Origin of the sequence: Bacillus cereus group sp. MG4 (assembly GCF_040460055.1) — a bacterium.
GTDB lineage: Bacteria > Bacillota > Bacilli > Bacillales > Bacillaceae_G > Bacillus_A > Bacillus_A wiedmannii.
This window is the reverse complement of sequence record NZ_JARVGZ010000001.1, coordinates 4,208,498-4,233,080: the sequence shown is the minus strand read 5'-3', so window position 1 is coordinate 4,233,080 and position 24,583 is coordinate 4,208,498. Positions and strand designations below refer to the sequence as shown.

The following is a 24,583-nucleotide window of genomic DNA, read 5'->3' as shown; positions in this document are numbered from 1 at the left end:
TTGTAAAGGGGACAAGCGTATGAAGAAATATGTATTTTCTTTACTTGCAGTACTGAGTTTAATTCTTGCTGGATGCGGAAGCAGTGGTACAAATGAAAAAAAATCATCTGAATCAAAAGAAGAGCACGACCATGCATCGCACACTCAGCAAGCTGACATTCAAGAGAAAACAAAAGGAGTCGACACACTTCCTACCTTCCTAGACAAGCTTGATCCACAAATGAAAGATATCTACACTGTCGCTGGGCAAAATGCAGAGCTATTAGATTGGATTCCATGTTACTGCGGTTGCGGTGAGAGTGTAGGACATAAAAATAATAAAAATTGCTTTATTCGTGAAATTAAAAAGAATGGTGAAGTTGTTTGGGATTCCCATGCAACGACTTGCGTCAATTGCCTAGAAATCGCAGTTGAATCTGCTTCCATGAAACAAAAAGGAAAATCAACGCTGGAAATTCGCAACTATATTGACAATAAGTATAAAGAAGGATACGGAAAACCAACACCTACGCCAATGCCAAAAGCTTAAAAACGAGGATACACCTCGTTTTTTCGTTTCATTCACTTTTTTTCTTAACAAATTCTTTCAAGTGTATTTCTCCTTACTTGTCACACACTATATATAACTCCTCAGTAAGGAGGGTACACAGTGCAAACATATAACGACTATGACAAAGCTCTCTATTACACATATAGCTGTAATTGGGATAAATTACTCGTTCTTATGGTTCAAACGAACGATCAACTATTTTCTAAGCGTATTGAACATTTTTTACACGCTTATCAATACAGTAAAGAAATGCCAGAAGTTGATAAACAATTGCAGCTCCTATTTCAATATATTGACCACGCATCCCAAAAGTCACATATAGAAGAAGTAGAGCAAATTCAAATGTAAAATATAGCGCTATTCTCTTCAGGAGAATGGCGCTTTTTTAAATATCGATATCAATAAAAGTTTTTCCTTATAAAACTTTTATTGATAAACATATTTTTTCTTTCTTTTCTGTGCCACTTCATACTATAATTTAGTATGTAACTATTATAAGAGAGGTATAAAATATGGGACGAGAAAAAAAGCAAGAATATGCTTTACTTACCGCATGGGGAGCTTCTTTTATCGCTACACTAGGAAGTCTTTATTTTTCCGAAATCATGAAATTTGAGCCTTGTGTACTTTGTTGGTATCAACGTATTATTATGTATCCATTCGTTTTATGGCTTGGTATCGCTGTAGCAAAGAAAGATTATCGCATCGCAAGTTATTCTTTACCAATTGCAAGTATTGGTGCTTGTATTTCTTTATATCACTATGCAATTCAAAAAGTCGCTGCATTTTCAGCAGCTGGGGCAGCTTGCGGCCGTGTACCTTGCACCGGAGAATTCATAAACTGGTTTGGTTTTATTACAATCCCGTTTTTAGCACTTATCGGCTTTATTACAATCGCTGTTTGTAGTTTTATTGTAATAAAAAACAAATAAGGAGATGAACAAATGAAAAAAATGCTTATATTTGGTGGTATTATTATCGCCTTGTTTGTAGCAATTTTCGCTGTCACACAAATGGAAGAAAAAAACGCTACTAGCCAAAAAATTGATAATCCTACTGATAGTAAGACCAATGGCCCTGACTACTACACAAATAAAATCTCTCTTTCAGATCTTCAAAAGAATTTAAAAGAGAAAAAAGAAGAAACAGTATACTTTTATCAAACATCTTGCGTTCATTGTCAAAAGCTATCTCCTGTCGTAGTACCAATGGCTAAAGACTTGAACGTCGATATGAAAGTTATGGATATTGAAAAACTAGATGTTCCTTGGGATGAATATAAAATTAAAGGAACTCCAACAATCATTCACTTTAAAGATGGCAAAGAAGTAAGCCGTATTAGTGGTGAACAGCCGAAAGACAAATTAAAAGAATGGCTTGAGCAAACGAAGAAATAACGAGAAAAGGAAACTCCTTCTACACATGAAATGGGCGTAAAGTCCCAAACTAATGTATAAGGAGGGGGTTTTATGCCAGAAGTGAAATGCTCTGTTTCCAATTGCTCATTTTGGGGACAAGGTAACTTTTGTCAAGCTAGTGCAATCATTGTTCAACCAGATGCACAAGAAACTGGTTCGGATACAAATGATTCATATACAAGCGCGGTTGTAACAAACGAGACGCTAGAAAGTTCTGTAACAACGAGTGTAGAGACTTGTTGTCATACATTTAAGCCAAAATATTAAACAAAAAAAGCATACGAGTACTCGTATGCTTTTTTACATTCCTCTCCAAAAATCATGCATGATAAAAAAGTACAAAATAACGAGAACAACTGTCCCACATAAGGTAATGCGCCGATATATACTCTTCTCTCCTTCTCTTGCTTTCACAAATGCCCAAATAAATCCGAAGAACAATATTAAATCAACATATGGAACATAAAAAGAAAAAACGAGAAACGCATACAAATACACGATAAATAAACAGGTCGTTACTAAGAAAATTTTAAAAGCAAATTCACTTTTCATAATGTAACCGTCCCCCTATCTGTACTGTATTATATTCAGCAAAATACAATAGTTGCAGTTAAACTCGAAGTAGAAATAAGCTACCGTCTATAATACGGTAGCCTATAACGGAACATTATATTTCCGTTTATATATATTACTTAAAACCGAAGAAGGAATTTGCTCATAACGAATTTTTTCTCCTGTTTCATCCACAATATACAAATTGTTTCCTATATAATATATTCCATCTTTTCGTTTTGAATACACTGGATATCTTTCGTTTGGCAATACCGTTTTCACTTTTGTTAACTGCCCATTTGGTTCTTGCCAATATATATCGGCACGGTCTACTAACGTAAGCATGCCAATTTGCTCTTCTTCTACTTTACGACCATTCCAGCTCACGACGCGGTAACCAAGCTTATTCGCTTCATATTCGGGGCTCGTATGAAAGCGAGAAATGATCACTTTTGTTTGCAATTGGACTCGGTCATATAACCATTGTATATCCCTGTCATGCATGCGAATACAGCCATTCGATTCTCGGCTTCCAATCGTCCATTCCCGATTTGTTCCATGAATCGCGTACTCCTTTTTATCCAAACCTAACCAACGCGTACCGAGAGGATTATTCGGTGCACCCCCAGCTATTTTTTTTCGATGATATTCTTTATTTTTAAATTTAGTTATAATACAAAAACTACCTTCAGGCGTAGGTGTACGGTCTCTTCCAGTTGTTACGGGGAATGTCTTTGTATAATTTCCATTTTCAAAAAAAGATAATTGGTTTGTCGTAAGATTCACTAATATTAGATGATCTGTATCAGCAAAAGCACTAACCGGTAGGATGAAAAATAATAGTATGACGAAACATAATTTTTTCATCTATATCCCTCCCCTAGCGCTCAATATAATAAGTGGAATTAGCTTTACTTTGCTCTTATAAATGAAAACTATCCATTTACAATAACGCCCCCATTTACATGTATCATTTGTCCGGTAACATAGGATGAATCGCCAGACGCTAAGTATACGTATGCTGGCGCTAATTCATATGGTTGACCAGGTCTTTGCATCGGGACATTGCTTCCAAACTGAGAGACTTTCTTCTCATCAAAGCTTGACGGGATAAGTGGTGTCCAAATTGGTCCCGGCGCAACACCATTTACACGAATTCCTCTTTGCACTAACGACTGAGAAAGTGATCTTGTAAAAGCTACGATTGCTCCTTTCGTTGCCGAGTAATCAATTAACGTTTCATTTCCTTCATATGCAACGATAGACGCCGTGTTTATAATGACATCGCCTTGCTTTAAATGAGAAAGTGCTGCTTTCGTAACGTGAAAATAAGAAAAAATATTAATACGAAAAGTCTTTTCTAGCTGTTCTGCTGTAATATACTCTAATCCTTGCTGCGGATATTGCTGCGCGACATTATTTACTAAGACATTCAAACTACCTAGCTGCCGAACGGTCTCTTCTACAATATCTTTACAATGCTGTTCATTACTTAAATCACCCGGCAACAACACACACTTTACCCCTTCTTGTTCTACATGTTGTTTCGTCTCATTTGCATCTCCATCTTCATCTAAATAAGCAATCGCGATATTTGCTCCCTCTTTTGCAAAAGCGATGGAAACAGCTCTTCCAATCCCACTGTCTCCTCCTGTAATTAATATATTTTTTCCTTTTAACTTTTCACTTCCTTTATAATTTGAATCTTCAAACTGCGGAAGTGGATTCATTAATGATTCAATACCAGGCTGTTTATTTTGATGTTGCGCAGGCATTGTTACAAAGTTTTTTTGCTGTGGCATAGCTTCTTTCAACTCCTTTTCCTTATAATGCGCACAATAAAAACTGAAATTCGCACATCAGTTTACGATTAATATTCGAATTTAAGACACAAAATATGAATTGTTATAAACTTTTTATGCAAAACTATTGCAAAATAGTTAAAAAACGAATATTATATATAACTGTTGTGAAAATTATTCGTAAACAGAAAGGATGTTTATATGTTTAACCTTTCAAAACATAAAACTTCTATTAAAACTGAAATTATGGCAGGTATTATTACCTTCTTAACAATGGCATATATCATTGTCGTAAACCCTGTCATCCTTGGAGATGCAGGAGTTCCATTTGAACAAGCATTTACAGCAACAATTATCGCTGCTGTTGTCGGAACATTATTTATGGCGATCTTTACAAACTTACCAATCGCAATTGCACCAGGTATGGGATTAAATGCTTACTTCTCTTACTCTGTTGTAAAAGCTCATGAAGGCATGACTTTCGCAATTGCATTCTCTGCTGTATTCGTAGCAGGTATGATTTTAATTTTGTTATCATTCACATCTTTCCGTACAAAATTAATGGAAGCAATTCCTGAAAACTTAAAACATGCAATTACTGCTGGTATCGGTCTTTTCATCGCCTTTATCGGTTTACGTTTAACAGGTATCGTTACAAAAAATGAAGCAAACTTAGTTGGACTTGGTGATCTTCACTCTGCTCCAGTACTACTAGCATTAGCTGGACTTGGAATTACAATTGTCCTTATGTCTTTAAATGTAAATGGTGCACTATTTATTGGAATGCTATTAACTGGTATTATCGCTTACTTCACAGGACAATTAACATTCTCAAACGGCGTTACATCAATGCCTGGATTACCAGAAGGAATCATCGTTTCCAATCCAATTACTGCTGTATCTGATGTAATTAACTACGGATTATACGGCGTTGTATTTTCATTCTTCCTTGTTACATTATTCGATACAACAGGTACATTACTTGGCGTTGCTCAACAAGGTGGATTTATGAAAGACGGAAAGCTTCCAAAAGCTGGACGAGCTCTTCTATCTGACTCATTCTCAGCAACAATCGGTTCTATGTTCGGAACAACACCATCAACAGCTTACATTGAATCATCTGCTGGTGTTGCAGCTGGTGGTCGTACTGGTTTAACCACTGTTACAGTAGCTGTTTTATTCGCACTAGCAGCATTCTTCGGACCATTAGTAAGTGCTGTTTCTGGTGTATCAGCTATTACTGCACCATCATTAATTATCGTTGGTAGTCTTATGATGGGATCAGTTCGCCACATTGATTGGGATGCATTTGATGAAGCATTCCCAGCATTCTTAGTAATATTAAGCATGCCACTTACATCAAGTATCGCAACAGGTATCGCACTTGGATTTATTTCATACCCACTTATGAAAGTCGCAAAAGGTAAATTCCGTTCTGTTCACCCACTTGTGTATGTATTCGGAATCTTGTTCGCTTATCAATTAGTTTTCTTACCACATTAAAATCCCTCATAAAGAGGGATTTTTTCATAAATAAAAAAGTAGAGCATCGAATTCGATGCTCTACTTTCCTTTTGCAACAATCATACAAAAGTCTTCTCCACAGCCTAATTATTATCGTTGCAAGAACGCCTGTAAATCTACAAATTGTCTCTTTGCATCTTCATAGCCTTGCTCATATAAATTTTGTAGTTTTGCTGTATCTTTTTCCATACGATCTACTTGAAGCGGCACTTCCGGACGAATAACAAATAAATTCCCAGCTTGTTCTTCTTTTTCAATGTAGTGAAGTGTTTCATTATACACTTCATAACGATTCAACATCGTGTTAACAAGGTTCGGATATTTTTTATAAGCTTTCGATGCAATCCAGCCAAATTTTGATTTTTTCTTCGCATAACCATGGTTTCTCGTCAAGATAACGACTGATTTTTTAAACCCATCTTCCTGTGCTTTACGAACTGGAATCGGATCAGAAATCCCGCCATCTAACAATTGCTTACCTCGGTAATTTACTACTGGTGCAATGAAAGGTAATGAACTAGATGCTTGTAATAAATTTAGTGCATCATCATTCGTTCCTTCTTTTTCAAAATAAATAGACCTTCCTGTTTCACAATCCGTCGTCCCTACAAGGAAACGCTCTGGGCTATTAAAGTATGTTTCAAAATCAAACGGTACATGCTTTTCTGGAATCTCATGAAAAATGAAATCCATATCAAATAGCTGACGTTTTCTCCATAAGTTTTTATATGATAAATATTGTGGGTGTGATGCATAATCAATATTGACCGTTTTATTTCTATTTCTTTGTCTGGAAAGATACGACGCTGCATGACAAGCACCAGCTGATACACCGATTACATATGGAAAATATAAATCTTGTTCCATAAAGTATTCTAATATCCCGCCCGTATATACACCACGCTTCTATAATCTATGTAAACGAACAAATGAATTTTAACAAGAAACGTTGATATATAAGCATTTTGCACTACATTAAAAAAGTACAATAAGTACATTATTTTACTTTTTTGTGACCAAATCGTTACCGCGATATTAAATCAATTAAAAACAAATAAAAGAGCACAGCGTGTTAATAAAGTGTACCACCACTTCATTAACCGTCCGCCTAATCACACTAGGCAAACACTTGCTGTAACTCTCTATGTACCTTATTTTATCGTACATAAGGGTTCCTCCGCAACAGTTTGCTTACATTTTGTGGCATACTGTTGCTTTTTTATTTTCGGAGGAGACGAGCCCTTATGAAAAAAATCACAGCCTATAATAAAGATATTCAAAAATACATGCAGCAAAACAGATTAAGCTCTCACAAGAAAAACGAAATAATTGACGCTATTAGAAATCGTGTCAACGATGCAAATCAAAGTTTTGAAAGTTTATTTCCTGCGCGCTCTAAGCGAAAAGAAGTTATGGATTATATTTTATTTATGCTTTCAGGGAATGGTATATGCAAAATCTCTTCTGAAACACTAGCATCCAAAAACAAATGCTCTGTAAGAACCGTTCATACGACTGTCCGTGCATTAAAAGAAACGGGTGAAATCGTAGTGGCTGGATTAGCTGATGGCAAAAATAAATATGTATTTGTATTAAAAATGCACCCTAATTTTCCAGTTATCATGAAAGAAGTATTTTATATAGATACAGAACAAATTGCAGAACTAAATGCAGGACAGGTTGCAGAACAGAAAAACACTAAAACCATTGAAGCTGTAGGGCTAGAGACCGAAAAAACGAGTTCTAACTATAATAACTCTATTAACTCTTTTAATTCTTTAAAACAAGAAAAAAATAATGATAGAGTATCCTTAATGGAATCAATTGAAAATGAATTAGAAGAAGCTCAAAATGATATACAAAAAGAGTTCGAAAGAGTCCATACGTACTATGTGAATGAATTTCAAGAAATGATGTACCATACAATTAAATCTGGTACTTATCACAATAATTTAAAAATAAATGCATCTATTATCGGTTTACGTGTGGGTAGCAATTGTGATAAGAATTTATTTTGTCTTGCATTAAATGCGCTAAGTAAAGTTGATAGATTCCTAAAATACAACGGCACTCTTACAGACACTGTACAAGCTTTATTTTCAAAGATATACAGCGATAACATTAAAATATCTAAAATACCAAAAAAAGCTAACACAAGTAATTCTGATGCGTCAAAACCACATACCAAATTGCTTTTTTATAATTGGTTAGAAGAGGATAAGTCCAAGGAACCTTCTACAAAAACCTATACAACGAGGCACACTTTCATTCCCGAAAATGAGCTAAAAATATCTAAAGAAGAAGCTGATGAAATGGGCTTGTATTAAATACTGAAGATTATTAGGGTAGGTTTATAGTTTGTATATCCCAATTAAATTTCAAATTATTTAATTGTTTATCATTTCAGGTATTGTATAATAATTTTAAGAAGGGAATTTATGAAACATACTGCTGTATTGACACCGGATTCTATTTTCGCGAGCCTTTCTTTTCATTTATTCTACTAATCCTTAAAGCCCATGTTTATTAACCTTCCATTGAGAAGAGCAGAAAGGAGAATGGTATGCAAAAATTCAAAGAATACGACTTGGCCTACATTTGCTATTATTCAGAGAGAATAGAGCTACCAGCTATTGCTGCTGGCTTTTCACAACCGATTACAACTACTGTGATAGATCATACCCTTCAAGAATTAAATAATCAGGGACTATTTGATTTTTATAAGAACACCTATAGAGAAATGTTGGAAGAACAAGGAGATTAGATATATATGCTTACAAAACGGGAGTTTGAACGTTTTGCATCTGATAAAAAATGTATTGAACGTGCTTTAGTAATGTGGAAGGAATGGATGAGTAAGAAAAAGGCTTATACCGACGATCTTGCCGCTCAAGGTACGATGTACGTTGTCAATCATATGAAATTACGAGATCATCAAGTTTCTCTAATCTTCGATTTTTTTGATGAGTACTTAACTTTGTTAACTCACGGGGAAGACCAAGCTGAAGCTTTTTATAAAACCATCATGAGAATGTAATAATCATTCCCACACAGCATATAATGAAACAGACACCGAGAGAAATTTATATAAACCGGACGCTTTCCTAAAGGAGGCGTCTTTTTATTTTACAGTTATATAATATTTTCCCATGCATATATTAAGAATGTCATCGGAGAATCCACAAAGGAAAAGACACTTTCAACAAGGAGAGTGTCTTTTTCTCATATTCCAGCATGTTACTACATAAAAATGAAATAAACACGTTTCTCTCATATGTTAATCATCCCATGTGACCAGAGCACTCCACAAGAGCGCTCTGGTTTTTATTATTCATTTTAATAAAACTATTCTTTTGTAAAAATATATTTAACATATACATTTATCGGTCAATAATAAGTTCTATCCTTCACTAATATTGGATATATTATTTATACATCTAGAGAATCACCACATGAGGCACCTTCAGCTGGGGAAGGTGCCTTTTTATTTTGATGGAACATTACGTACTTTAGAAGCATATATTAAATTGCTCCTGGCATGATGCCTTTCTATATACAGAAAAAGCAATCCGGCCTCACCACCCTGGATTGCTTTTTCTCATATTTCAACATGTTGCTGCATACAATGCAATTAACACGTTCCCTTTTTATATAGCATCCTATGTAACCAGAGCACCCCACAAGAGTACTCTGGTTTTTATTATTCATTGTAATAAAATTATTCTTTTGTATAGTAATACTTTAATCCTTTAGCATCCAACCACGCTGTTGCTTTATCTAGCTCGCTACCTTGACGATAATCCGACTCGAAATAAACAAGCCCCTGACGATCTCCGCGGGAAACAATTTTTGAAGTGTATCCAAGCTTATCCATCATTTGAATCATTTCAGGAATTAAATTTACACCAAATTCATAAGTAACCACCTTATTATGTTTGTTCACGATAATCTCCACTCCTTCTTCTTTATACGATTTATTTGTAAACCAATCTAACGACTTGCTTCCAATTAATTCATTCAAATCACACTTTCCAATACCAGGTACATTTCCTGTTTCAGTGTATTGCCAGATATCACATGGATAAGCTGGTCTATTTCCGCCATATCGAGGAATCCATACAAAGTCAGATTTTACATTTGCCATTCCGAATGGAGCATACATATGGTGGCCAACATATAAACCAACTTTTTGAGCACCCAATCGACGTAATTCATCGATAAAAGCCTGTGTACCTGCTCGCATATCATCCATTGTTTTCACTTCTACATCAGCCACCCAGACTGTTGCGCTCTTATCTCCGCGATTCCAGAAGTCTCGAGCTTCTACACGTGCGTCATTCTCAGAAACGAAACGACAGAATGCGTAGTTACCAAAAGGAATACCATGTTGCTTCATGGATTGTACATATCCTTTATATAATGGATCTACATAATTCGAACCATCTTGTACACGAGCGATGATGAAATCAATGTATTGTTTTGCCACAGGCCAGTTAATATCACCATTCCATTTTGAAATATCTACAATGTGTCTCATTATTGAACATCTCCTTTTTTCTCTTCTTGTTTTTGTTTGCCACCTAAAATTTCAACTGCATTTGTTAATGGTTGCGGGAGTGGGATACCCATTCGTCCAGCGTTTTCTAAAAGTGAAAGCAATTCATTCCCCATGAAAAAAAAGATTGTCGCTTCACGAATTGCATTGTTACTTCCAAGTACTGTATCGAGCTGGGCGGCCGCACCGACCAAAATAAAAAGCACCACCTTTTTGGCGATGCCTTTGAAACCAACTTTGCTTTTTAATTCTCCGTTATAACCTGCTGCAATCATGCCAGTTAAATAATCAATAACTGCCATCGTCACTAAGACTTTCAATGTTGCATCCCATCCTCCCAAGAAATACCCACAGAAGCCACCAAATGTAGCTATAAATGTTTTCAATAGTACATCAATACGATCCATCTTTCCCTCTCCTTTTTAAGCTGCAAAGCAACTTGGGTCCATTCCAAATATCTCTGCAATATCTTCCTCACTTCTATCTTTTAGATAAGATTCAGTTGTGGAAATATCAGAATGGTTAGCGAGTGATTTTAGTTTTTCAAGTGGTACTCCTTGTACTTTCAAATTATCTAGTCTGCTATGTCGGAAACAGTGTGGATTCATTTTAAATTCCTTCCCTTCCTTTTCGTTCAGCATCTTAGCAAATATGTCGCACCAATAATTAAATACACTTTTGTTCAATCTTTTTCTCTCACCATTCTTATAAACACGCACAAACAAATCTGGAATAGTATCCTTACCTCGTTGATTTATATATAAACGAATGCATTTCTGCACCCGGTGATTGTAATATAATCTAAACTTCTTACCGCGTTTTCCTCTTACCACATTTGTATAATATTGTTCTGTCAGCCCTTCTTTTTGAACCTGGTATACCTCATTCTTTCTAGCTGCACTGTAATAAGAAAGTGCTAAATACGTTGCTAACATATATTTTTCTTGCTCAAGTAATTCATCAATTAACCAATTAATCTGATCCTCAGTAATAAATGTAATTTCTCTAATCGGGTTCTTAGGTAAACCACGTACCCGTGAACCTACATTAAATTCATAATCATAGTCATCATCATCCGCACAAAACTCAAGTGCTGAACGTAAAGCGCTCATCAATCCATTTACACGCGCATTAGACATTCCCATCTCTTGAAAAATAATAGATAAATTTCGAATATCTTTACGTGTTAATTCAACCAGATTTTTATTTTCAAAGTGTTGATGTATTAGAAACAAAATAATTCGCAAATCCCAATTGTATTGCTGTAAAGTGCTTGCCGCTTTCCCTTGTGATTTCTTTTCAATGAGAAAATCTTTGACTAGGTTTTTATTTTCTTGGCTAACATGCTTTTCATAAATTACTTGGTCTACTATTCGTTTCACACTGATCATCTCCTCAAAATAAAAAGAGAAGTGAAATCACTCCTCTTGATTGATGAATTGAATCAAAGCCCTATTTTGTACAAAATAAAAAAGACCAGCTATTGCTGCTCCTGCACTATTTTTGTTTATTCTTCATTTTGTATTTTCCAATATTCAATAGCTTGTGATAAATAATGAAAATGTGTTTCTTTTAAAGGTTTATTATTGTTTTGTGATTTAATTTTTTCTAGGATTTTATGCGCTAATGTATACATTTCATTCAATTCTTTTTTATCACTCACAGAATAATAATTAGATTTCACAAGATATACACCTCTTTTTCGTAAATAAAAAACAGTCTATAGATCCTTCTCTATTTGTATTGCGTTTTCGTTCGCTGGTGGTTCTTGAGATGGGTAATTCCCTGTAAGTGATGTATAACACTCTAAACAAATATTCTTTTTCGCAAATCCCATATCTAGTGGGTACAAACGCGCTCCGCGTTTACATATTTCACACAGCGTAGCAATTCGAAACTTTACTGTCCCATCCATCTCTCTCCATACTTCAACCCTGCTAACACCGTTTAGAAGACCTGCATTATTTAACATATCAGCAGGTATTTGAACAAAAACCCCTGTATCTGTACGCTCTGCATCCACCAGCCTCCCCATAAAAGGGAAGCTTTCACCTGCTTGTAGTGGCATCATTTGATTTTCATTCATTCTTATTTCTCCTTTCTATCCAAGTGCATTAAATTTCCAACCACTTGGAGTACTCGCATAAAAACCTGATCCCATATTACCGTCTGTAAAACGAATATGACCCCATTGTTGGAATCCACCGCCACCTAAGTTAATCCCTTGCATTGCTCGTATACTCCTAAAGATTTTCACTTCTTTTTCAGTACTTATATCAAACGTTTGTCCGTCTGGTGATGGAGTTATATTATTATTCACACCACCTACAGCAAGTGCGTTAAACGGCTGAATACCATCTGCTCTTTCTGCTGCAGCACGATCCCAATTATACATAGATGCATATTTGCCACTGTATAACGTTACACCACTTACACAAAGTGCTGTACCTTGTCTCATGTCAGCATTTCCAGAACAAACTTTAATAATCAATGCGTGTTGTTGCGGAATATAGTTTGTCGGCACTTTGAAAGTGAAAGAATATCTTCTGATTTCTCCATAATAGGTAGACGGTTCAGGAAAGTCCATTTTTTGTTCATTCCATATATCGTAACTTACATTGTCTCGGAATGTAACGCAGCATACTTGTAAACGTGGTTTCCCTGTTTTACGTACACCATTTATCATGGACGTTCTAAAGTGCGCAGAAACTGTATATTCGTTACCAGGATGTATTCCATTATTCACGACTGTTTCTGGATAGTTATACATATCTACCCTTGCAGCATTTACCATTTGCTCGTAATCAAATATATGTGTATTCTTTTCTATCACTACATTTCCCCATGACCTCCAAGTAAGACCGTATCCACCTTCAAACCCATAATAATCTGAATGTCCAATGTTTTTCTTTGTAACACTAGAAAAATCTGGATCTGCTATTAGGTTTCGTCTTGATACCGCAGTTGTCTTTGTGCCCCATTCATCTTGGAATAGGAAGTCTAGCATTTTAACAGTTACACCATCTTTATCAATGGTCACCTTGTCACCGTCAATTCGAATAAGATTCGTATCAATACCTTTTGCCGTTAACCATTTGACCATTGTATCTGCATTAATATCTAGTTTTGCAGCATTGATTGTAATTTTCCCAGGAGACATATTGAGAGCAGTAACAATACCATCCTTTAAAATTTGTGCTAGGATACCGTCGTCTAGTACCTGTAACTTAGAGCCCATCTCTTTGACATAACCTTTATCAGCAAATTTTTCTCCTGCTTCTGTTTTTGAATATGTCTCCCTTTTTATAGACTCAATTACAATTCCTTCTGTATCTTGTTTGATAGTTCGTGTTAAGTCAGTAATTTTTTGATTAAATTCTTCGGTAGCAATTCTATCTCCCAATTCTTCTAGTATTTTATCTTTATCGACAATATCAACAGGATTCTCCTGAAATGAAGAAGGTTTATCACCGATCTGTAACATCGGTTGCGCTGCCCACAGTCTCCCATTTCTACGCAGCCAGTATTGTACTTGTACTTTTTTCGTTCCTTCTACAAGTAGACCAAACACATGATGTCTTACCCACATTCCTTGTGTTAAAGCAATCTCTTGTCCGTATTGCTTTAACACATTTCCATTTGCATCTAAACATTTCAGTTCCATTCTCGCGCCACTATCGATACTAGATTTATTATCAGTATAAAAATATGCTGAGAAAACGTAATTCCAACCAGGTCCGGCATTTATAACTTCATGTGTTGCACCTCTGTATACGTCTGTTGTATTTCCTGCTGAGATTGTACGAAGGGTATTACAACCCTTATATAAAATAGTTGTATCTCTTGTTGTGCCTGATTGAAGTATCCAATATTTTGTATCATTTTTCCAAAGAACATTCCGTAATACAGTTTGATTCCCTATACCACCTACATAATCCTCAACATCTTTCATTTTTAACTGCATTTCCAATGCTTTACTATGTTGTTCTATCTTTGAATTAGCCTCACTAAGCGTTTTCCCTTGCTGAGTTTGTATTTCTTGCACCTGACCTACGTTTTGCGAAATACTATCCGCGGTTTTCTCTACCTTTGTTACACGTTTATCAAATCCACTCTGATTATTTTCTACATCTGTTATGGTTTCTTTGATTCCCTTCACACTTTGCTCAATCTCGGTTGTTTTTTTCGTGAATGCTACTTTAGAAGTAACTTCTTCATTGGAAAGATGCCATGTAGTTCGAATATTTCCTTCTTCAAATTTCGCATGATGAGAGTTTAAATTCCCGTCAATATTACGCCCCGAGTAGTAAAATCTAACTTGAGTTACGTCCTTATCTTTTGTTTTAAATGTAATTGATAGCGGTTCATCTTTATAATCCACATTTACCTTTAATTTCGAGTCTACGCGTATGGACTTCCATTCTTGCTCTCCATCTGTATACGTTATCGCTGTTTCCACACCAAACCAAGGATTTGTATTGAATTTTGTCATTTTTCCAGTGAATAAGAAGGACATCGTAAATGTTTTGTTTCTGTAATTAATCTTATCGGAAAGAGTCATTTGCTTACTCTCTGACCATGTTCCAGTCATATTCTGTTTGTTTAACCCTGTTTCCGAATCGCTTGCTAGATTAATTGATCCTACAGAAATGTTACTCATATCGGTTTGTAATTGTTCAATGGTCTGCTTATTTGAAGTGGCCGTATTCTTTATTTCATTTGTTGTTTTTGTTAAATCGTTTGTTGTTTGTTTCACATCAGCAATAATTTGTTTTGTACCTTCAACTGTATCCTCCACTATATTTAGTTTATTATTGATTTCACCACTTTCTCGTGTTAATGCCTCAATAGATTTAGTGAACCTTTCGTTAGTCTGCTGTAAGCTAGTCACTTTTTTATCTATATCATCCTGTGAATTTTGTACAGAAGAAATAGTTCTCGTAACTTCTTGAAGGCCTTCTGTTACTTTGTTGTATTTTCCAGTTGTCTCTTTTTGAGCTTCTTCCACTTTCTTATCTAATTCTTCTTTTGTGAGTTTGATATCCTTATTAACCTGCTCCAGTGTATCTTTCTTAACTGACTCCACATCAGGAATAAGAAGCTCCCACCCTTTAACATTCCACACTTTTAAAATACCAGGTTTACCGTTACTAATATCTTTCCATATTGTTTTACCAATTTGAAGATTCGCTGTAGGTGGCTGCTTAGATTCAATGATATTAACAGTATTATTCTTCAAGTTTTCTTGAACTTTTTCTGCTAATTTTTTTGTTGCTTGCGAATCTTTCTGTACTTCATTTACTTTTCTATCAGTCTCTTGTACAAGTTCTTCTAATCTATCTAACAATTCTTTATTCGCTTTATTCCCTAAAGTAGCACGGATCCTATTGTACATTTTTCTTAACTCTTCGTTCGCATCAGTAATTTCACGATAATCGCCAAACACGTATTCATCCTGTGAAGGGTCCGTAAATGATTCATCACCAGCGATAACGCGCGCTTCTAAATACAGTTTAGGTGTAAATCCAGTATCTTTAATACGAATTGTATCACCTTCATTAATTAACTCGTGAGCTAGTCCAAATACACGCCCTATACTCTGTGCTTGAACCTCGTAAGAAACAGAAGATACCCGTTTGGCTAACTCTGTTTTCATAAGAGTCAGTAAACGTTCCGGTGTAATATTCTCTTCTGTTTCTGGTGTATAGAAACCAAATTTATGCTTTCCGTGCTCATTCCACCTTTGGAACGCATCATTATCAATAATGTAAGGAAGTCCATTATTGATGCTTTCGATTGTGATAAGTTTATCACCTTCGTCTCGTACAAAACCGACAAGTGCTGTACAAATATCTCTGGAATGCTCAATACGTCTCACACCAATTAAATCTTTCCCTAACACGACTTCTTTTCCTATATCTCGGCCACGTTTCTTTACCATATCGACATACCAACCCGTAATTTGAGAACCTACTACTTCGACACGATATTGGATTTCTAACTCAAACAAAGTAGCGATTTTCTTTAAAAAAGTGAGCGGATCTATAAATTCATCAATAGTCATCGTACGGAATGAAGAATAATCTGTTTTTCCCCGTTGCCATTTTGAATCCGCGAGAGCCATATCAATAAATGTATTAACTGTTTCGCTCTCTATACGTTGTGGTTTAATGAACCCATCCTTGGCTATTTGAACCCAAGCGCCAGCAGCATGTATAGTAATCGTTCTATCATTAGATTCTTTTTCTACTTCATTATGGATAATATACGGAACAATCCGACCATCACGTACTTCCTTTAATACTACGTTCTGTTGTTGTAAGGTAACTGCATGTGGAGTGCCATCAAAAGTTTTAAATTCTAACATATCAATGTTGTTTTTGATTTCCCAATGGCGTTTATCCTCACAATAGTCCTTAGATTGAATAGCTGATACAATCTGATCTGTTTTGAAATCAACAACATGAAGCATCCCATTTGGTGTTCTCATCTAAATCGCTCCCTATATGTAACCTTGGCTGTTCCTATATCGGAAGGCATGATTTCAAGTTTATTCTTACCTTTATTGATAACAGGAAAATTACTAAAAATATCTTTTATGTTAATAGCGTTTTTCCCTTCAATGCTGACATGACTATTTTCTGTATCAATCACGACTTTGTCACCAACATCAACTATATAAGGCGGTGTATTTTGATTATTTAAATTCACTTTCCAAAATTTCAAATCAGAAACTGTCATCGCTTCTACTGGCGGAACATCTTGCCACTGCATGATACTAATCTGTATTTGAGCTGCTTTTTCCATATGTTTATTGTCTTTATCGGTCCATCTTGCAAAGCGCTCTGCATCATCTTTTTCTGTTCCAGGAAGAAACTTTGAAATATACGCTTCCCAATCATTGCCCGTTCTAGCAATCCACAACCTACCATAATACTGATTCCACGTATTGGGATAATCACCACTCTCATAAATTAAACCTGTTTTTCCAGGCTTATTATCATATCCAATTACCATTGTCCCAAAATTTTGTTCAGCTTGCCAGTAGAGGTCGTTCATAGCAATCTTTGAAAGAACCTTGCTGTTTTCATCAAGTATCGCTATCTCAACTCGTCCCATTTCATTGATTTTTTTACTTTTACATGTAACGTGGGCTTGCATAATAAAATCTTCTACTGGCCCACCAGGGATACTCTTTTTAACCGCTGCCCCATGCCATCCATTACCCGAGCCATAGTCCGAACAATAGAATTGATAACTATCTGTTTTCATGTCACCAACTGGATTACCGTCTTCCATAGAACTAACCTTACTCCACCCTACAGTTGTAGACATGTCATCCCATATAAGACGTTGATTTCTTTCTACAGGCAATTGCTCCATTTTTAATGGAAATCCAATACGGAAATAATCCGGCTCTTTTGAATATTTATCTTCAAACCATACATCTAAAAAAGTATTTGGTTTTGTAATATCAATTTCAATAATCGGATTTGAATGCACAGATCCTTTGTTTTGGACATTGGCAATTAATCCTCGGCCATCATCTTCAAAATCAACCGTTTGCTCATTTCCTAACTTATACGGCATGGGACAAATAAATTTCAAAGTGCCTTGTCCGATATCCACAAATTTATCAATATCAAAATCTTCATCTATAACGGCCATATATGTTCTATCAGGCATTACATCAAAAATCAGTTCTGCTGGATTTTCAGTAATAAGCCACTCCGTTATTTCTTCTTTTACTGTTTCTAAATCTGTTTCATTTGGCACAATAATCCCCACAGGGACGAAAAGAGGTCGAGGTTCAGTATCTGTACTTAATAACCTTGCACCTGGATATCCGGGGGTTTTCAGGAAATTCCTCCTTAAAGGCGCCCACGTTGGAGGATTCCACCCTCTTTGAATGTAAATATAACTTTTTCGTTCTCCATTAAATTCAAAGGAACTCATTGTTTACCTTACCTCCTTTTACACAAAAGAAAAGAAACCCAAATCTAAAAGACTGAGTTTCTTGCTTGTGCTCTATTTTGATATTCAGTTACATACGGATGGCTCACACGTGCTATTTCCCTTCCTTCCAGTATGACGGGAATTTCTATATATGTTGGTCCTGACTTTGTATATGGTTGCTTATCCGGATTATCATTGTCAGGTCTATATTGAATAACATTAGGATTATCAGATAACACTTCTCTCCATCTGGAAAGACTCCCCACATCTTGACTTGAAAGTCCCTCGAATCGTTCCATTTGACGTCCAATTTCTCTTACCATATCACGCATATTTTCTGGAATATGTGTAATCCAATCGTTTTGCCAATCTCCATCGACAAAGATCGCATTAAAATACTTTGTTAATGGATCATCACCTTGGAAACTAAATATTTCTTCTGGTTTTATAGAACGAATACTATCCATAGCTCCTGTTACTGTATCTTGCAATGCATCTCGCACAACAGAATATTGGCTTTTAATACCTATCGCAATTCCCTGTGCCATACGAACACCAGAGAATCTCAACTTATTGGATTCACTATTTAATTTCAATTCATTTACCAGAGCTGCATTTGCTTTGTTACCCATTTCTTTACTTTCTTTTTCAGCCATAGGAGCCGACTTTTGAATACCTAATGCAAAACCTTCACCAAATGGCATACCACCTTTATCCCTTGTAAGCTTAGATGGTGAGTTTACATTAAGCGTAGCAGTTAACGCGTTAAATGCTGTATTGGCTAACGATGCTGCCTTCGCCCTCACTTGGTTAAACGCCCCATCCATACCAATTGCGAAACCTTGTGCGAATGCAAGCCCCACGGAATTGGCAATAATGGACCCGAGTCCATTCAAACCTCCACCAGCAACATTCGCTCCACTCCCTTGTGCCGCTCCACGTTTCGATCCTAAATCATCAACAAACTTATTACCAGCTTTCGAACCGCCCCCACCATCGGTTGCACTTCCTAACATCCCCTCTACACCTAATTTAACATTACTAGCTGCTCCGACTACATTTCCTTTATTCCCGTTAATGAGTCGTTGCATAAGAAGAGTAGAAGATGCGCCGCCATTTCCGTCTGTGGTTGATCCTAAAGTATTTTCTACACTTTGTTTCACCCCTAATGCCGCTCCATTGACATTACCCTTATTATTCATAATGTTATTGAACATCATAGAAGTTGAGTTATTACCACCATTATTATCAGTTGTGCTTCCTAATTGTTGCTCTACGCCTTGTTTGATTCCACTAGCTTCTCCGACAATTCCAGGCTTATTTTGAGCCATGAATTGCCTCATAAGCAAGGTAGACATTGCTCCACCGTTTCCATCTGTTGTAGATCCCAGCGTTTGCTCCACACCTTGCTTAACTTCCTCTGCGGCTTGAACAGGTTGACCTCCATTTTGACGAATTCCATCTGCGGTACTTTGCGGAATAGCTGCCCCTTGCTGAGTTGTATCAATGTTTGTTTTTTGTACAACCATTTGTCTAATAACTTCAAGCGCCTGATCTATATTAAACTTCCCATTGTGTAAACCTTGAACAAGAGACGCGATTGTCACTTCTCCATTTGGCCCTAAGTTGTACTTAGTCTTATCTTCAATATTAACTCCCAATGTATTGAGCACGTCTTGTACATTAATAAATCCTGTTTCCATACCAGTTTTTAACGTAGCCATGATACGAGTGCCGTCTTGCGCTAAATCTGCTGCTGTTAATTTAGATAACTGTTGTTGAAAAAAAATAAACACAGCGTCAATACCTACTGTGCCCTCGTGTAATCCATTTACAAATTGTGTAGTCTTCATTTTTCCAAGTGGTCCTAAATCTATATCAAGGTTTTTCTTTAAATCTAAGTTTAACTTAGATGCGACCTCCCCAATATTCATCTGTTTAAAACCATCAGTAAATGAAGTCATGACTTTAATACCTTCTGGTGTCAATGGTTTATTACCCATTTCTGACCTCATAGTGTTTATGATTGCAATGGCTACATCTTGGACCTTGTACTTACCAGATTTAATTCCATCAACGAATTCTTCTACTGCAACCCAACCTTGCTCGCCTAAATCAATCGTTTTACTTCCATCTTCAAATGTTTTTGCGATATCATTTGCAACTTCAATAGATTTTTCACGAGTTGACTGGAAAAGATTATCATAAACGATATTGGAATTTGCAATTAATGACTCTCCATATGTTTTTACTTCATCAGCACTTTTCTTTCTCAGATCAGCTTCTTTTGAAGCTCTATCTTGAAGTCGCTTGAACAGATTCTCATTTTTGCTTTCAATGATTTTGGAATTCTTAACATACTCTCCGAATCCTCGGCCCTGAATTTTAATTTTCTCAGTTTCAGCCTTCGTAATACCTGTTGTTAAATCCATCTCAACACCTTTGGATTCTAACACTTTTTGCGCTTGTTGAAGTTGTTGCTCATACCCTTTTGTTATAAGGACGGACTGTTCAGAGTATTTTTTATTGATTTGAGCAATTGTTACTTTTTGGTCTTCAGAATCTTTAATGTGACTTTTAGCGAATTCAATTTCTTTTTGTCTTGCTTTATCTAAATCATTTGTAAGTTTTGTATACTCCGAACCTAATTCTTTTACTTTGCCTTTAATGGTTTCAACGGACGTATTTTTGTTAAAATTATCCATAGCTTTTCCGATTTTTTGAATTTCATCCACACTTTTAGCTGCTGATTTTCCTACTTCAGCATCAATTGCTTTCAAAGCCGTAAGAAACACTTCTTTGTCCGCTGCACTCATTTTATAAATTTGGCCATTGTATTGTTTAAGTAAATTTTGAATCTTCTCATTCGCCTTAATAACAGCTTCTTCTTGCGCCTTATACACTTCCATTTGGTTATTTAAAATTTTCTCTTTTGCACGTTGTACAGCGGGATCGGTTTCGCCAGAAAACCAACTATCTAAATGAGCTTGAAATTTACCTTTATCTTTATTTATTGCTTGAATCGCTTCGTCAGCTAATTTCCCGAACTCATCATGAGCACGTTGTACAGCTTCTTTTGCTTTATCTCCAGTAAGTACTGGGATTTCGTCTAATGTTTTAAAAGCTTTTTCTTTTAAGTTTACGTAGCCTTCAATTGCTTTTTTTGTACCTTCGCTTACACCCTCACCAAATTTCCGGCTGTCTTCTTCTGCTTTTTGCGCTTTTTTACCGGCATCTGCGAAAGCAAAACCTAAAGCACCAAGTCCAATTACAACTCCGCCAATTGTGGCTACAATCGGATTTGCTATAATTGCACCAATACCAAAAGAAAGGAACCCAAGCGCACTTACTACTCCCATAACTGCTGGGGCTAGTAACAAAGCTGTTCCATATACTTTTTTAGAGCTATCATCTAACCCGTTGAACCAATCCGCGACGCCTTTTATAGATTCTTTTAATTCTGGTATAGCTTGCTTAGCAATATCTAAAATAACTTTACCAAGTGGTTCCAAAGCAATTTGTAGTTCTCTAGTTACAGATTTCCATTGCTTTGCGCTTGTATCGTAACCGTCAACCATTTTATTCATGGCACCACTATAGTTTCCTAAACCCGTTTCCATATTATTTAGTGATAACATAGTAGTAGCTTCAAGGTCTTCCCATTTCACGCCGAAAAGTGCAACGCCTAACTGATTCACTTTCATTTGATCATCCGTTGTTCGTAACTCATTTAAAACAGCATTAAAAACATCTTTGGAAGTCGCTTTTCCTTCTAGCATCGCTTTCCAAACTTTTTGCGTTTCTTTACTCATTTGACCCATTGCTTCTGTTGTGGACTTACTACCATCTTTTACACGGATACCAAATTCTTTTACAACGTCATTCACATAATCCAAGTTATATGCGCCATTTTTCGAACCGTTAATGAGAATTGTGAACATTTCATCTGCACTAAATCCCATTTCATGGAACAAAGGACCATACTCACTTAAATTATCAAATAGCTCATTTGAGTAGTTTAAACCCTTTACAGAACCTTGTGCTAATAAATCAAATGCTTGTTGGCCAGATAAACCAAAGCGTCCCATTAATTGGGCTGCACCACGAGTTACCTCGTTTACATCTGATTCCATTGTTTCTGCTAAGATTTCACTATCACGAGTTACTTGTTTTAAAGTATCATCATCATTAATATCCTTAATATTGCGCTTTACTTTAACTAAAGAATCACTGACACTAGCTAAATCTTCCCCATAGCCTTCGCGCCATACTTCTTTGGCTACAGCACTAACCTTTAAACTTTCTTCCCTTGTTAATCCTAGACCAGATTGTACCTTCTTGTTTGCTTCTTCAAATTGACTTGCATTTGCGACTAAAGCTCCAACTCCAGCCGCCACGCCAACTGCTGCTGCACCAAACCCTTGGCTCACTTTCGTACCAGTTTCTTGCATACTGTTTCCAACTTCGTTCATACGCTCACGTAATCTTCCAGAAACATTACCCAATCGCTCTATTCTTTCTTCTGTATCACCTAGCTCATTACGATAGCGATGTAAAGCTGCTGAAGCGTTATGAAAAGCAGTATCATTTCTAGAAACTTGAGCGGTTAATCTTTGTAAAGCCTGTGTACCTTGCTTATATTCTTGCTGTAATTGATTATATTGAGCTTGCAAATCTTTTGTTTCTTGAGCATTTTTCCCGTATGCCTGAGTACTTTGCTGTATCTCTTGTTCTAATTGTTGCATAGATGTAGCTAACTGCTCACATTTTTGGCGCATTTCTTGTTGTTTTTGTTGCGAAGTCCTCAAAGCTTGCTCATAATGCTTCATTTTTTGCGTTTGCGCTTCAATCTTTTGATTTAGATGGTTTGACTTATTTTGCAATTGATCCATCTCAGAACCAACGCCACGTAACTGCTCAGACGTGTTACGAAATTCAGCATCTATTCTTTTCAGACTTCTATTAATGCCCGCAATCCCATTTTCGAATTGATCTGTATCCAAACGGACACGACCACCAATTGTATTATCTCCTAGTGCCATTCAAATTCTCACCTACCTTTACAACCACATTGGTACTTTATCTGCTGTTGTCACTCGATTTGCTTTTTGTTTTCTCGCTAAACAGGTAAAGTAAAACGCAATATCCATTTCATTGATTTGATTTTGTGTCATACCTGCATCCATCAATATGTTATAAATATCAATTACAGCTTCGCTATATTTGATTTTTCCTCCGTCGGTTTCATTTCTAGTTGTGCCATTAACTTTTTTTTCGCATCTTCTACCGTTTCCATTACCTTAATCGCATCATTTAAGCGTCCCATAATTGTTAAACAAACCGAATGAATAGTAAGACTTAAAAACCAGACATGAGTGCCATCCACAAATTCCTGTGCTGTAAATTGATTTCCGTACACACTGGCAACAAAATTAGCGGCTCTTTCAATTGTTTCTTTTGGTACTAACTCTGCTTGTAATTCATCAGCTAATGTTGACGCTTCAAAAGTAGCTGAACCTGGAATAAATTGTGGTAAATAGAAATCTTTTTTACCTTCTGCATTTTGTAATGTGATTTTCATAATCTGTTTCCTCCTTAATAAAAATAGGGACGGCATTTCGCCATCCCTTTTCTTAATTACTTCCCACTTGGTGGAGCCGTTTCTATTGGTGGAGCTGGTACTTCTTTAAACCACTTCGCTGCAACTGCTGCATCGTGTCCTTCTTCCTCTTCATCTAATCGATGTCTCCAGTTACCGTCCGAACGTTGAATCGCCTTACCTTTAATTTTTGCGCTTTGGAATGTTGGTTTGTCTTCTGCTGTTTTATGTTCATCACTTGGAAGTTCAAACTTCATTTTGTAATAACATACATATAGATTTTTTCCGTTGTCGTATGGTAAACGATATAGCAATGCTACATAAGGAGGAACATCACTTGTATTATCTACAACTTGACCTTTTACAACCTTTTTACCTAACAATTCGGCATAAACAGATAAAGGTAATGTATCAACTTCTAATTCAATTTCTGTTCCGCCAAATGCACTAGCTGTTGCTGCTGGTCCACCTTCAGCATAAAAAGTTACTGATTCCGCTTTAGGTGATGCTTTACCACTAACTGTTTTACCGATTCGTTTTGGTGCAGAATAATTAAATTTGCCATCTGATGTTTCATTTAAAACCGCATAATGTAAATCTCTAAAATCTATTGTCATTGCCATATTT

Annotated in this window: 22 protein-coding genes and 1 pseudogene; 9 read left to right on the top strand and 14 right to left on the bottom strand. The window is 36.2% G+C overall.

What is annotated here, in order from left to right; translation table 11 throughout:
- Nucleotides 1–19: 19 nt before the first annotated feature.
- From QCI41_RS22185 to QCI41_RS22165, 5 genes are all read left to right on the top strand, one after another.
- Complete coding sequence (locus tag QCI41_RS22185; protein WP_000761021.1) at nucleotides 20–529, top strand: PCYCGC domain-containing protein; 510 nt, start codon at nucleotides 20–22, stop codon at nucleotides 527–529.
- Between the two features lie 120 nt (nucleotides 530–649).
- Nucleotides 650–898, top strand: coding sequence for a YhdB family protein (locus tag QCI41_RS22180; RefSeq protein ID WP_001195461.1), 249 nt, complete (start codon nucleotides 650–652; stop codon nucleotides 896–898).
- Between the two features lie 164 nt (nucleotides 899–1,062).
- Nucleotides 1,063–1,482 (top strand): disulfide formation protein C, encoded by a 420-nt coding sequence (locus tag QCI41_RS22175; RefSeq protein ID WP_000532270.1) that lies wholly within the window; start codon nucleotides 1,063–1,065, stop codon nucleotides 1,480–1,482.
- A gap of 12 nt (nucleotides 1,483–1,494) precedes the next feature.
- Nucleotides 1,495–1,947: a thioredoxin family protein gene (locus QCI41_RS22170; RefSeq protein WP_088121333.1), complete on the top strand. Its 453-nt coding sequence runs from the start codon at nucleotides 1,495–1,497 to the stop codon at nucleotides 1,945–1,947.
- A gap of 72 nt (nucleotides 1,948–2,019) precedes the next feature.
- Nucleotides 2,020–2,235 (top strand): DUF1540 domain-containing protein, encoded by a 216-nt coding sequence (locus tag QCI41_RS22165; RefSeq protein WP_353836678.1) that lies wholly within the window; start codon nucleotides 2,020–2,022, stop codon nucleotides 2,233–2,235.
- 33 nt (nucleotides 2,236–2,268) lie between these two features.
- On the opposite strand, the gene QCI41_RS22160 is transcribed toward QCI41_RS22165, so the two are convergent.
- The 3 genes from QCI41_RS22160 to QCI41_RS22150 all read right to left on the bottom strand — a co-directional run bounded on the left by QCI41_RS22160 (nucleotide 2,269) and on the right by QCI41_RS22150 (nucleotide 4,322).
- Nucleotides 2,269–2,520, bottom strand: a complete 252-nt coding sequence (locus QCI41_RS22160) for a hypothetical protein (RefSeq protein ID WP_000834190.1) — start codon at nucleotides 2,518–2,520, stop codon at nucleotides 2,269–2,271.
- Between the two features lie 102 nt (nucleotides 2,521–2,622).
- Nucleotides 2,623–3,387: a L,D-transpeptidase gene (locus tag QCI41_RS22155; RefSeq protein ID WP_046960268.1), complete on the bottom strand. Its 765-nt coding sequence runs from the start codon at nucleotides 3,385–3,387 to the stop codon at nucleotides 2,623–2,625.
- A 68-nt stretch (nucleotides 3,388–3,455) separates the two neighbouring features.
- On the bottom strand, nucleotides 3,456–4,322 hold the full coding sequence (locus tag QCI41_RS22150) for an SDR family oxidoreductase (protein WP_353836679.1): 867 nt from the start codon (nucleotides 4,320–4,322) through the stop codon (nucleotides 3,456–3,458).
- A gap of 201 nt (nucleotides 4,323–4,523) precedes the next feature.
- On the opposite strand from QCI41_RS22150, the gene QCI41_RS22145 reads away from it, so the two are divergent.
- Nucleotides 4,524–5,825 (top strand): NCS2 family permease, encoded by a 1,302-nt coding sequence (locus QCI41_RS22145; RefSeq protein ID WP_000482733.1) that lies wholly within the window; start codon nucleotides 4,524–4,526, stop codon nucleotides 5,823–5,825.
- Nucleotides 5,826–5,936: 111 nt separating this feature from the next.
- On the opposite strand, the pseudogene QCI41_RS22140 reads toward QCI41_RS22145, so the two are convergent.
- Nucleotides 5,937–6,749, bottom strand: a pseudogene (locus QCI41_RS22140) (patatin-like phospholipase family protein); the annotation flags it as partial.
- Nucleotides 6,750–7,090: 341 nt separating this feature from the next.
- Here QCI41_RS22140 and QCI41_RS22135 point away from each other — a divergent pair.
- The 3 genes from QCI41_RS22135 to QCI41_RS22125 all read left to right on the top strand — a co-directional run bounded on the left by QCI41_RS22135 (nucleotide 7,091) and on the right by QCI41_RS22125 (nucleotide 8,883).
- Complete coding sequence (locus QCI41_RS22135) at nucleotides 7,091–8,173, top strand: HTH domain-containing protein (protein ID WP_098223083.1); 1,083 nt, start codon at nucleotides 7,091–7,093, stop codon at nucleotides 8,171–8,173.
- A 236-nt stretch (nucleotides 8,174–8,409) separates the two neighbouring features.
- The gene (locus tag QCI41_RS22130; RefSeq protein ID WP_098223082.1) at nucleotides 8,410–8,610 is read left to right on the top strand and encodes a hypothetical protein; all 201 of its coding nucleotides are present in this window, start codon (nucleotides 8,410–8,412) and stop codon (nucleotides 8,608–8,610) included.
- A 6-nt stretch (nucleotides 8,611–8,616) separates the two neighbouring features.
- Complete coding sequence (locus tag QCI41_RS22125) at nucleotides 8,617–8,883, top strand: hypothetical protein (protein ID WP_016109846.1); 267 nt, start codon at nucleotides 8,617–8,619, stop codon at nucleotides 8,881–8,883.
- Between the two features lie 681 nt (nucleotides 8,884–9,564).
- Here QCI41_RS22125 and QCI41_RS22120 read toward each other — a convergent pair.
- From QCI41_RS22120 to QCI41_RS22075, 10 genes are all read right to left on the bottom strand, one after another.
- Complete coding sequence (locus tag QCI41_RS22120; protein WP_353836680.1) at nucleotides 9,565–10,383, bottom strand: GH25 family lysozyme; 819 nt, start codon at nucleotides 10,381–10,383, stop codon at nucleotides 9,565–9,567.
- Nucleotides 10,383–10,808, bottom strand: a complete 426-nt coding sequence (locus tag QCI41_RS22115) for a phage holin family protein (protein ID WP_000373895.1) — start codon at nucleotides 10,806–10,808, stop codon at nucleotides 10,383–10,385. The genes QCI41_RS22120 and QCI41_RS22115 overlap by 1 nt, the downstream gene beginning before the upstream one ends.
- A 15-nt stretch (nucleotides 10,809–10,823) precedes the next feature.
- Nucleotides 10,824–11,783 carry a tyrosine-type recombinase/integrase gene (locus QCI41_RS22110; protein ID WP_144489264.1) on the bottom strand — a complete coding sequence of 320 codons (960 nt, stop codon included), beginning with the start codon at nucleotides 11,781–11,783 and terminating at the stop codon, nucleotides 10,824–10,826.
- Between the two features lie 125 nt (nucleotides 11,784–11,908).
- Entirely contained in the window at nucleotides 11,909–12,085 is a 177-nt protein-coding gene (locus QCI41_RS22105) for a hypothetical protein (protein WP_353836681.1), read from the bottom strand.
- Between the two features lie 36 nt (nucleotides 12,086–12,121).
- Nucleotides 12,122–12,487: a hypothetical protein gene (locus tag QCI41_RS22100; protein ID WP_353836682.1), complete on the bottom strand. Its 366-nt coding sequence runs from the start codon at nucleotides 12,485–12,487 to the stop codon at nucleotides 12,122–12,124.
- A 15-nt stretch (nucleotides 12,488–12,502) separates the two neighbouring features.
- The gene (locus tag QCI41_RS22095) at nucleotides 12,503–16,891 is read right to left on the bottom strand and encodes a phage tail spike protein (protein WP_353836683.1); all 4,389 of its coding nucleotides are present in this window, start codon (nucleotides 16,889–16,891) and stop codon (nucleotides 12,503–12,505) included.
- A complete protein-coding gene (locus tag QCI41_RS22090; protein ID WP_353836684.1) occupies nucleotides 16,888–18,357 on the bottom strand; it encodes a distal tail protein Dit in 1,470 nt (489 codons plus the stop codon). Before QCI41_RS22090 ends, QCI41_RS22095 begins: the two co-directional genes overlap by 4 nt.
- 44 nt (nucleotides 18,358–18,401) lie before the next feature.
- Nucleotides 18,402–23,399 carry a phage tail tape measure protein gene (locus QCI41_RS22085; RefSeq protein ID WP_353836685.1) on the bottom strand — a complete coding sequence of 1,666 codons (4,998 nt, stop codon included), beginning with the start codon at nucleotides 23,397–23,399 and terminating at the stop codon, nucleotides 18,402–18,404.
- A 164-nt stretch (nucleotides 23,400–23,563) separates the two neighbouring features.
- Nucleotides 23,564–23,938: a phage tail assembly chaperone G gene (gpG, locus tag QCI41_RS22080; RefSeq protein ID WP_000705181.1), complete on the bottom strand. Its 375-nt coding sequence runs from the start codon at nucleotides 23,936–23,938 to the stop codon at nucleotides 23,564–23,566.
- Between the two features lie 56 nt (nucleotides 23,939–23,994).
- The gene (locus QCI41_RS22075) at nucleotides 23,995–24,579 is read right to left on the bottom strand and encodes a major tail protein (protein ID WP_001251819.1); all 585 of its coding nucleotides are present in this window, start codon (nucleotides 24,577–24,579) and stop codon (nucleotides 23,995–23,997) included.
- Nucleotides 24,580–24,583 lie beyond the last annotated feature (4 nt).